The 10,448-nt window shown below is 69.5% G+C and carries 9 protein-coding genes; 2 read left to right on the forward strand and 7 right to left on the reverse strand.

Annotation, left to right across the window (positions count from 1 at the left end):
• Positions 1-581: YhgE/Pip domain-containing protein (locus tag ACFE60_RS14485; RefSeq protein WP_375389571.1), on the reverse strand; the 581-nt coding region annotated here is incomplete at its 3' end.
• Positions 578-3,346 (reverse strand): MMPL family transporter, encoded by a 2,769-nt coding sequence (locus ACFE60_RS14490; RefSeq protein ID WP_375389572.1) that lies wholly within the window; start codon positions 3,344-3,346, stop codon positions 578-580. The genes ACFE60_RS14490 and ACFE60_RS14485, both read right to left, overlap by 4 nt.
• A 134-nt stretch (positions 3,347-3,480) precedes the next feature.
• Between ACFE60_RS14490 and ACFE60_RS14495 the strand changes: the two genes are divergently transcribed.
• Entirely contained in the window at positions 3,481-4,125 is a 645-nt protein-coding gene (locus ACFE60_RS14495) for a TetR/AcrR family transcriptional regulator (RefSeq protein ID WP_375389573.1), read from the forward strand.
• A 52-nt stretch (positions 4,126-4,177) separates the two neighbouring features.
• On the opposite strand, the gene ACFE60_RS14500 is transcribed toward ACFE60_RS14495, so the two are convergent.
• From ACFE60_RS14500 to ACFE60_RS14510, 3 genes are read right to left on the reverse strand one after another with little or no spacing between them, the layout of a single operon-like run.
• A complete protein-coding gene (locus ACFE60_RS14500; RefSeq protein WP_375389574.1) occupies positions 4,178-5,026 on the reverse strand; it encodes an alpha/beta fold hydrolase in 849 nt (282 codons plus the stop codon).
• 53 nt (positions 5,027-5,079) lie between these two features.
• Positions 5,080-6,207, reverse strand: a complete 1,128-nt coding sequence (locus ACFE60_RS14505) for an amidohydrolase family protein (RefSeq protein ID WP_375389575.1) — start codon at positions 6,205-6,207, stop codon at positions 5,080-5,082.
• Positions 6,204-7,757, reverse strand: coding sequence for an FAD-dependent monooxygenase (locus tag ACFE60_RS14510; RefSeq protein ID WP_375389576.1), 1,554 nt, complete (start codon positions 7,755-7,757; stop codon positions 6,204-6,206). The genes ACFE60_RS14505 and ACFE60_RS14510 overlap by 4 nt, the downstream gene beginning before the upstream one ends.
• A 92-nt stretch (positions 7,758-7,849) precedes the next feature.
• Between ACFE60_RS14510 and ACFE60_RS14515 the strand changes: the two genes are divergently transcribed.
• Complete coding sequence (locus ACFE60_RS14515) at positions 7,850-8,647, forward strand: IclR family transcriptional regulator (protein WP_375389577.1); 798 nt, start codon at positions 7,850-7,852, stop codon at positions 8,645-8,647.
• 13 nt (positions 8,648-8,660) lie between these two features.
• Here ACFE60_RS14515 and ACFE60_RS14520 read toward each other — a convergent pair whose 3' ends face one another.
• Together ACFE60_RS14520 and ACFE60_RS14525 are read right to left on the reverse strand one after the other, a co-directional pair.
• The gene (locus ACFE60_RS14520; RefSeq protein WP_375389578.1) at positions 8,661-9,359 is read right to left on the reverse strand and encodes a GntR family transcriptional regulator; all 699 of its coding nucleotides are present in this window, start codon (positions 9,357-9,359) and stop codon (positions 8,661-8,663) included.
• 50 nt (positions 9,360-9,409) lie between these two features.
• Positions 9,410-10,285 carry a fumarylacetoacetate hydrolase family protein gene (locus ACFE60_RS14525; protein ID WP_375389579.1) on the reverse strand — a complete coding sequence of 292 codons (876 nt, stop codon included), beginning with the start codon at positions 10,283-10,285 and terminating at the stop codon, positions 9,410-9,412.
• Between the last annotated feature and the right edge of the window lie 163 nt (positions 10,286-10,448).

A 10,448-nucleotide genomic window follows, 5' to 3' on the forward strand; every position in this document is an offset into this window, starting at 1 on the left:
GCGCCGGTGGCCGCGTCGCCGAGCGAGCCGTTCAGCGTGTTGAAGCTGAGATAGACGTTCGACACGTAGCCCTCGGTCAGGTCGCGGCCCAGCAGGCCGGTCGCGGTGTCTGTGAGCGCACTGCTGATCGCACCGTCCGCGACCCGCTGCGTGTCCGATGCCGCCACCTGGATGGTCGCCTGCTCGACGGTGTCGGCGTTCGAGTAGGACGTCGCCGCCTTCGTGAAGTCCTTCGGGATGGTGACCACCGCGGTGTACCGGCCGTCCTCCAGCCCGCTCGCCGCATCGGCCTTCTTCGTCAGGACCCAGGTGTAGTTCGACGCGGCACTGCTGCCGTGCGTGGTTCCGCTGACGAGCTCGCCTGCCAGCTGTCGGCCGAGCGGTAACGACTTGCCATCCAGCTGCACGCCCGCGTCCTCGTTCACGATCGCGGCGGTAACCGATTTCAGCCGCTCGGACGAGCCGTTCAGACTCAGCAGCAGCACGCCGCCGGCGGTCACCGGGATCAGCGCGAGGCCGATCACGGTCAGCAGCCCGGCGCGCTTGGTGCCGGTGGTGCGTTCGAGGGTGAGTGTCCTCATCGTGACGTCACTGCTTTCAGCGTGCGGGCGGGGGAGGCGGACCCGGCGACGGCGAGCCGGGTCACCGGCTGCGGGCCGGGAGGGAGGAGTTCGAGGATCTGGTAGCCGGGTGTCGTGCTGACGACCAGCGTCAGCGGCGCTCCGCCTGAGCGGGTCCTGGTCGTCGCCGTCTCGATGAGCTCGGCGATGGCGGTACGCACCTCGGCGTCGATCACCGTGTCCAGGCCGTCGATGACGACCACCCGGGAGCGAGGTCCGAACGCCTGCCGCACCGCCTCGAGCGGGTCGTCCGAGCCGGCGAGCATCGCGAGTCCGATCCGGCGGCGCGCTGCACCGGCCCGGTTGGGCAGCACGTCGCCCACCACTTTCAGGTCGCCGGCATCCGGCTTTATGCGGCCGGCGAGGGTGAGCAGCAGGGCGGTAGCCCGGGCGGGATCGCTCGACTCGACCACGAACGCGCCGCCCCAGGGCACCTGGACGTCGACACCGGAGAAGACCGGCTCGTGCACCCCGTCGAGGCGGAGGCCGCGCGCCGCGATCGCCATGTCCTGGGCGGGCCACCCGGCCAGGTTGAGCTCGTGGCGGATCGCCTCGCCCTCCACGTCGAGATCGGGCAGCAGGCGGTCGAGCCACTTCGGCAGCCACCAGGCGTTCCGGCCCAGCAGGGCGAGGACCGCGGGGACGAGGGTCATCCGCACGATGAACGCGTCGATCACGACGCCTGCGGCCAGACCGACGCCGACCTGCTGGATGGCGCCTTCGCCGCCGGGGACGAACGAGACGAAGACGGAGAACATGATCGCCGCGGCGGCCGTGACGACCTTGGACGATCCGACGAACCCGCGCTCGATGGCTGCGTGCGCGTCGCCACTGCTGTGCACGTACTCCTCCCGGATCCGGGAGACGAGGAAGAGCTCGTAGTCCATCGCGAGACCGAACAGGATGCCCATCAGCAGGATGGGCAGGAAGCTGATGACGATGCCGGGGGTCGCGCCGATCAGGTCGGCGCCGACGCCGTGCACGAACACGGCGGACACGACACCGAAGGCGGCCACGACGGACAGCAGGTAGCCGAGCGTCGCCTTGATGGGGACCGCGATCGAGCGGAACACGATCATCAGCAGGATGAACGACAGTCCGACGACGAAGCCGCCGAACGGCAGCAGCGCACCGCCGAGCTTGTCGGAGATGTCGATGCCGACCGCCGCCGCACCGGTCACCGACAGATCGACGCCGTACTCGTCCTCGAAGTGGTCGTGCTGCGCCCGGATCGCGGTGATCAGTTTCGCGGTCGCCGGATCGTTGGGGCCGGTGGTCGGCACGACCTGGATGATGCCGGTGTCGGCGGTGCGGTTGGGGGTCGCGAGCGGCACGCTCTGCACGCCGGGCATCGCCCGGATCTCGGCGCCGATCCGGTTCACCAGCGTCACCGGATCGTCGCTCTGCACGATGGTCCCGGTCACGAGCAGCGGACCGTTGACCCCCGGCCCGAAGTGGTTGGAGATGAGGTCGTAGGCTCGCCGCGCCTGGGTGCTCGTGGGCTTCGAGCCCGCGTCCGGGATGCCCAGCTGCATCGTCAGGACGGGCGTCGCGAGCGCACCGAGCGCGACGATCACGGCCAGCACGGTGACGATCGGGAAGCGGGTGATGGCGCGCACCCAGCGGAACGCGAGGCCGACCCGCTCACCGCGGTTCCGGCGGGGCTTCGCGTTCCGCCGTGCCGCCCGGGCCACGGTTCGGCGCGATGGATAGAGGCGTGATCCGGCGAACCCGAGCAGCGCGGGCGTCAGGCTCAGGGCGATCGTCACCGAGAGCGCGACGGCACCGGCGGCGGCGATGCCCATCACGGTCAGGAACGGGATGCCGGCGATGGAGAGTCCCACGAGGGCGATCACGACGGTGATGCCGGCGAACACGACGGCCGAGCCCGCGGTGGCCGTCGCCTGCGGTGCGGCGTCGTCGGGGGAGAGCCCACCCCGCAGCAGCTCCTGGTAGCGCGAGATCAGGAACAGGGAGTAGTCGATGCCGACGGCGAGGCCCAGCATTAGCGCCAGCGCCGGGGCCGTCGAGGAGACGCCGCCGAACACGGTCGCCGCATAGATCAGCAGGGTGGACACACCCACGCCGAGGACTGCGGCGAGCAGCGGCATGCCAGCGGCGAGGAACGATCGGAACACGAAGAACAGCACGAAGAACGCGACCAGCACCCCGATCGTGTCGGTGATGCTGCCGCCCGAGTCCTGGGTGGCGAAGACGCTGCCGCCGACCGCGACCGTAGTGCCGGCGGGCAGCTGCCGCAGGAAGGCGGCCTTCGTCGCCAGCAGATCCTCCCTGGTCGTGTCCGTGACGTGGCTGCTGTCCTCGGTAAGCTGCACCGAGATCACGGCCGCGGTCCGGTCGTCTGAGATCGCGCCCTTGACCGTCGTGTCGTACGGCGAACCGGCGGCGTCGACCCCCGTGATCCGCTCGACGTTGTTCAACTCGGCGGCGATGCCCGACCGGTAGGCCGAATCGGTCACGTGCCGGCCCTTCGCAGCGACGACGACCACCTGCGCACTGCCGCCGCTCACCTCCGGGAACGTGTTCGCGAGCGCGTCGAGCGCGTTCTGCGACTCGGTACCCGGAATCGTGATCACGCTGTCCGTACCGCGGCTGAGCACGCCCATCACGCCACCTGCGAGGACCACCACAAGGATCCAGATGGCGAGTACCCGGCGCCGGTTGCGGAACGACCAGCGACCGAGCGAGTAGAGCAATGACGACACAGATGACCCCTCGGGACATGGCCCGATTCAGCCGGACCGGAACATACAGATCTGAATAATACAATGTTGTATGACAAATTGCCCGGCCGGTGGGTAAAATCTTCGAGGCGAGCGATCGGATCGAGGTGGACCCGGTGACTGACACAGCAGCCCCGCTGCACGCCACCTCGCGCAGCGCGCGGACCCGGGAACGACTGCTCGACGCCGCGTTCGACACCTTCGCTCAGGAGGGGTTCGCGGCATCAACGGTCGAGGCGATCAGCGAGCGCGCCGGTTTCTCCCGCGGTGCGTTCTACTACAACTTCAGCAGCAAGGAAGAGCTGTTCCTGGCGCTGATCGAGCGCAGCCTCGATCGGCGCCTCGGCACCCTCGACCAGGCGGCGACGATCACCAGCTTCTTCGAGGGGCTCGGCGGCGACGACGACCGGCTGCTGGATCTGATGCGTGTCCAGGGCGAGGAGGACGACCTCAAGTGGGTGATGGTGGTCACGGAGTTCCGCCTGCACGCGATTCGGGGTCGGGACACGGAGGTAATGCAGCGGTTCGACCGGCTGTTCGCGACGGTGACGGACGAGCTCGCGGCCCGGTTCTCCGAGCGGGCCGAGGCCGCAGGCGCCACTCTCGTGGTTCCCGCCGGTGCGCTGGCGTCGATCGTGGTCGGCGTCTATATCGACGTGGTCATGCAGGCCGCGGTCGCCCAGCTGGACCCGGCTGCGGGGAAGCGCCTGATGGCGGAGCGGGTGGTCGCGGTCCTGCGGGGCCTGGTGCGCGAGTCCTGACCAGTCCGGCACGCGGACCCGACCGGCACGCGGGCCGGTCGGGTCGGCGGCCTCAGGCGGCGGCGGTCCTGGCGAAGGCCAGCTGCCGCTCGTGGAACTCGCCGGAGGCGTGGTGGTGGTCGAGGTTGTGGCCCGATCCGGTCACCCGCTCGGCGGTTACCGATGGGGACGCGGTGAACGCGGCCGCGAACGCCTGCACCCCGTCGTCCGTGGAGATCCAGAGCCCCTCGTGCTCGGCGAGTGCGTAGTGCACGGGGACCGTCACCTCGGATGCGAGCCTGGCGAAGTCGGTGGTCCAGTTCCCGACGACCTCGAGCAATTCGGCCACCGGGATCAGGTCCGTCGCGATCTCGGCGTGGTCGACGACCTCGGGGTCCCAGGTGCCCTCGGGGCCGTACATGAACTGGATCCGCTGCTCCTTGGAGAACGGGATGGTCGCGTCGGCGGGGATCGAGTTCCAGGCTTGCGTGACCTGGTCGGGGGCGTCGGTGTGGATGGACGTGGCTGAGATACCGCGCAGTGGCCAGGAGTGCTCCTGGCTGGCCATGTGGATGGCTATCGCGCCTCCCATCGAGTGGCCGATCAGCACGACGCCCGTCGCACTGTCCGAGTACTGCTTCCACAGCTCGGCGACCGCGGCGTTCAGCACCTCCGCATTCTTCGCGAAGGTGATCTCGCCGGTCAGTGGGTCGCTGCCCTGGTAGCCGGGACGGTCGAGAGCGACGATCGAGAACCCCTGGTCGTGCGCGGCGGCGAGCAGCGAGTGCCCCTTCACGTCGAAGTAGTGCGAGTTGTAGCTGCCGCCGGGGATGCAGACGAGCAGCGGTGTGCCGGCGTCGCCGCCCTCCTCGATGCCGGTCACGGTGCCGAGCGGGGTGGACAGCGAGATCGAGTGCGCCATGGTTGCTCTCCTTCGAGTGATGGGTACTGCGGGTCCGTCCGGGCGGGCCGGGCTCAGGGTCGGGGGATGTGCTGTCCGCCGAGCCAGACGTCCGACACCGCGCGGGTGGCCCGGATGTCGGTCGACGGGTCGCCCGTGACGAGTACGAGGTCGGCTCGGTGTCCGGGCTCGATCACGCCGCGGTCGGCGAGTCCGAAGACCCGCGCCGGGGTGGTGGTCGCCGCGGTCAGGGCTTCGACCGGGCTGAGTCCGGCGTCGACAAGCAGCTCGAGCTCGTCGTGGAGCGAGGGTCCGTGCACAGGATGAAACGGTGCACCCGCATCATTGTTCGCGTCGGTGCCGGCAATGATCGTCAGGCCCGCCGCCGCTGCCGTGGCGACGCTGGCTTTTGCGTTCGCGTACCCGACGGGCGGCGCGATTCGCAGGCGCCGCAGCAGCCGGAAGACGCGCCCGGCCGTGACGACCTTCGCTGTGCCTTCCAGCATCGTCAGCGTTGGCAGGAGGGCTGCGCCTCGGCCGGCCAGCGCGAATGCTTCGGCCGGGGTGAGACCGCGGTCGAGGGGCGCATGGGTAAGCACGTCAACGCCGGCGTCGGCCGCGAGCCCGTACGCGGTCGAAGTGACGGCGTGAGCGACAGACAGCAGCCCGGCGCCGTGCGCAGCGACGACGATGGCCGCGATCGTCTCCACAGGCAGGGACGCGGTGCCGGGCATCCGCGGATCCTCGACGATGATCTTGATGTAGTCCGACCCCTCGCGCACACGGTCGGCCACGAAGCGGGCGGCATCGTCGGCGTCGGCCACGGCGCTGTCGGCCGGAAACCCCATCTTGCTCGTGTGGGCTCCCCTAGGCGCACTCGCTGGGATGCCCGCCCCGAGCAGGTATGGCAGCCCCGAATGCTCCTGGAGCGCGCGAGTGACCTCGGGCCACCGGTTGGCCATGTCGAGCACGGTGGTGATCCCGGCGGCGAGGAGCGCCTCGAGGTCGGCCACGTCATCGACGTGCACGTGGGCGTCGATGAGGCCGGGTAGGAGGGCCCCGCCGTGTCCGTCGATGATCGTGCCGGCGGGCGGCTCGGCGATGGAGACGATTGAGTCCCCGTCGATCTGCACCGTGGTCGGGCCGGTGAATCCGGTCCCGTCGAAGACTCGTACGTCAGTGATCGACGATGTCGTCGTCATGCGCGCACCGCTTCGGCGCGCCGCTCGGTCACGGTGTTCCGCAACGCGAGGGCGTCCCGCAGATCGATGCCGTTTGCGGAGGCCGCGCGCAGGTCGACGTGCTGATCCGGCCGAACGAGCAGCGCTTGGCCGCGCCACGGGTAGTCCTCTGGTGGCGCAATGACGGTCAGGGGGATGCCGAGACCGGCGGCCTGCTGCCGGATCGGTTCGACGTCGTCCCCCTCCGGTGCGATCAGGGTGTATCCCGGACCGAGCGCGTCGAACAGCGACCGGCCGTCTCGGTAGCGCGCGTGGGGGAGCCGGGAGCCGGGATCCGTGCTCGGTGTGTAGTGGACCGGATCGGTACTGCCGTCGCTCGAGTAGCGGTAGCCGAGCACGAGTCCGAGGCTGTGGAACTCCGAGTCCTTGCTCGACTGAATCGCCTCTGCCAGCACGGCTCTGTCGGTTTGCGCCGCGAAGTCCAGGGGGAGGGAGCGCATGTTCGCTCGGGCGATGGCGATCGTCTGCTCGGCGACCGGTCGCCGTTCCGTCTCGTAGCTGTCCAGCAGGTCGGGTGCCGCCCAGCCCTGCAGCACGGCCGCGAGCTTCCAGCCGATGTTCACCGCGTCCCCGATCGAGGTGTTGTATCCGTGCCCACCCCACGGCGGATTGAGGTGTGCGCTCTCGCCGACGAGGAACACACGCGAGGTCTGGAAGCGTTCGGCGACCAGCAAGCGCGCCGTCCAGCTGTCCGTCGACACGACCTCGTGGGCGATCGGGTGGCCGACGAGGTCGGTGAGCATCTGAGCGATGCGCGCACTGCCGTCGGAGTACTCCACTCCCGGCGCGATCAGCCACCACAGCCCGTCGAGGTCGAGACGCCCGATGACGCACGGCGATCCGCCTCCGACCACCCAATAGTGGACCGCGTCGCCCATCGGCGGGTTCAGCTCATCGGTTCGGAACAGCACGTTGAAGTTCGGCCGCGGATCGGAGCCGCCGACATAGCGCACCCCGATCGCCTTCCGCACTACACCCGCCGCGCCATCGCAACCGAGCACGTACTCCGCGTGGATCGTGGATTCGTCGCCGTCGGCGCTGGTGACCGTCGCGGTCACCCCGTCCACAGCCTCGATGAGGGCGGTGACGGTGCTGCCGTAGATCATCGTCACGAGCGGCGACCGGGCGAGGTGGTCGCGCATCACCCGCTCCACGACGGGCTGCGGGATCTGCTGGCCGAACTCGGGGGAGACGAGCATGGTCTCGGGGCCGAGACCGAACACGTTCGAGAACGAAGTGAGGACGTCGTCGGTGACCGTGAAGCAGAACACGACCCGGTCCGACCAATCCGGGGTCAGCGCCGCCGCCGCACGGACCGCGTCCACCACGCCCCAGCGCCGGAAGTGCTCCATTGTGCGCACGCTTGTGGTCTTCGCCCGAGGGCGATCCATGGAGACGCTCGGTCGGGGCTCCACGACCGTGCTGGCGACACCGTGCAGCGCCAGCTCTGCGGCCGCCGCGAGGCCGGCAGGACCGCCACCGGCGATCAGGACCTGTATCTGGACCACCACGCCCCTTTTCTTCGTCGAAGTCGAGCAGCGACATCGTCTGGTCGCCCACTGCGGACATGGGCGGCAATGCCGCTGAGCGGCAGAATCGCGTCATGGGAACCGACCGGGAACCGGACGAGACGCAGTGGGCGACGAGCGAGCCGGTGCTGCACCGCGCCTTCCGGCTGCTGCGGTGTTTCGACGGCGTGCCGCTGACGCTCAGCGAGCTGAGCGCTCGCAGCGACACGCCCCTCAGCACGACGCTGCGGATCGTCCGGCAGCTCGTCGCCGTCGGAGCCCTCGAGCGGGACGAAGAACGACGGTACGCGATCGGGCTGACGCTGCTCGAGGTGGCTGCGCTCGCTCCTCGCGGGCACGGCCTGCGTGCGCTCGCGCTGCCCTTCATGGAGGACCTGCACCGCGCGACGGGGGAGCATGTGCTCCTCGCTGTCCGGACCGGTTCCGAGGCGATGATCATCGAACGGCTGTCCGCCCGACGCGCGGCTCGCATCCTCTACCGCGTCGGGGAGCGCGTCCCGTTGCACTCCACCGGCGTCGGCCTGGTGCTGCTCGCCCACGCCGACGCCGACCTGCAGGAATCGGTCCTCAGTCAGCATCTGACGATCGAGCCGGAGCACGTCAGTGTGTCGAGCAGGGAGCTGCGGAACCGACTCGCGCAGATCCGTCAGGAGGGATCTGCGACGAACGCCCGAGCGGTGCCGGAGGCGGCGTCATCGGTCGCTGCGCCCGTGTTCGACGGGGGGCGGAACGCGATCGCTGCGGTGTCCGTCGTCGCCGCGTCGGGATCCTTCGATCCGGTGGCGATCCGCCCCGCGGTGATCACCGTCGCCCGCGCGATCTCGCGCCTCGCGGCGGTGCGCGTGGTCTCCGACGCCGACCAGAGACGGTGACCGTGAGCGTCGGCTACTCGCCGGCTCGCGCCGCTACGGCGAAGCCGACCACGCGCGGACGCGGGACCAGGGTCGACTCGCGGAACACCACGTCGACGGTGCGTCGGAGGTGCGCCACGAGGGCCAGGGAGCATGCAGCTGCATCGCCGGTGAGTGCGGCGTCGAGGATCCGGCGATGCTCCGACTGCGACGTGCGCAGGCGGTCGGCCGATGCGCTGTCCGGTTCGCCGTAGTCGTGCTGGAGGTAGGCGAGCCGATATCGCTCCGAGTGATCCCAGAGATCGCCGAGGGCAGCGTGTAGCCGGGTGCCGGCACCCGCCGTAAGGCCGAGGTGGAAGGTCCTGTGCTCGCGGCGGAACATTTCGAGGTCGAGGCGGTCGATCGCTTCCTGCATCCGGTCGACGCTGTCCGAGAGCGCCGCCTGCTGCGCGGGGGTGATGCGGGCCAGCGTCGAGGCGACACCGAGCGGCTCCAGCGCGATGCGCATCGCGTAGATCTGGTCGAGATCGTCGAGGTTCAGCTCCGACACCCGCATCCGGCGATTGAAGTCTCCACTGACCAGGTGCTCCGCAAGGAGTCTTCGGAGCGCCTCGCGCAGCGGTGTCCGACTGACGCCGAACTGTCGGGCGAGCTGGACCTGCGACAGCACCGACCCCGGCTCGAGCGTACCGGTGAGGATCCGGTCCCGGAGCATGTCGTAGAGGATCTGCATGCTGTTCTCCGCAGACTCCGGCGCCCAGTCCATACCCGCCGTCTCAGGCGTCATACGGTGAAGGTCTGGCGGATCGTGCCGAGCCCCTCGATCTCGGTGATGAGCCGCTGGCCGGGCCGCAGGAACACCTGCGGCGTGCGACCGAGGCCGACTCCGGATGGCGTTCCGGTGAAGACGATGTCGCCGGGCCGCAGCTCGACGATCGTCGACAGTCGTGCGACGAGTTCGTCGACGGGGAAGATGAGGTCCGCCGTTGTGCCGTCCTGCAGCGTGCGCGGCGCTCCGCCTGCCTCGTCCACGATCTCGCAGTGGATGCGGAGTGCGGCGGGATCGTGACCCGCGGACCGGAGTTCGTCGAGCGTCACGACCGCCGGTCCGGTCGGCGCGTAGTTCTCGAACGACTTGCCTAAGTTGAACTGCGCCGGTTTGCCCCAGTTCTGCACCGTCCGGTCGCTGATGTCCTGCCCGACCGTTAGTCCGGCCACCGCGTCCCACGCCTCGTCCTTCGGGATGTTCCGGCCGCCTCGGCCGATTACGACCACGAGTTCTGCCTCCCAGTCCACCCGGTCGCCCGTCAGCCGCACCGTCGCCTCGGCGCCGGTGAGGCTGGACGGGAACTTCGTGAACACGAGGGGGTTCTCCGGCAGCTCCATGCTCGCTTCCACGGCATGATCGGCGTAGTTCAGACCGATCGCGAACACCTGAGACGGGCGCGGCACCGGTGCGAGCAGATCGCGCTCTTCGAAGGGCTGGGCATCGGGATGTCCTGGGACGTCCAGGGTGCACGCCCATGCCGCGAATGCCGCCCAGTCGCTCCACACCCCTTCCGGGTCTGGGCCGAAGCGGCCGTCGCTGGCCTCCTCGACGTCGAGACCGATCGTTCCGCTGACCAGGGTTGCCCGGTTGGCGAGGTTGGCGATCCGCATGGTGCTCCTTTACAGATTGGAATTGTCGAGTGGGAGCGCGGACGCGGTGGTCAAGCGGAGAGGACCCGGGTCCTCTCCGCCTCCGGCGCTACCAGAGTTCGGGCAGGTGCACCTCGGGCTTCACCGCGGGCTCGTACTCGGCGGCCCGGGCACGGCGGTGGAT

Source organism: uncultured Amnibacterium sp. (assembly GCF_964245895.1).
Classification (GTDB): domain Bacteria; phylum Actinomycetota; class Actinomycetes; order Actinomycetales; family Microbacteriaceae; genus Amnibacterium.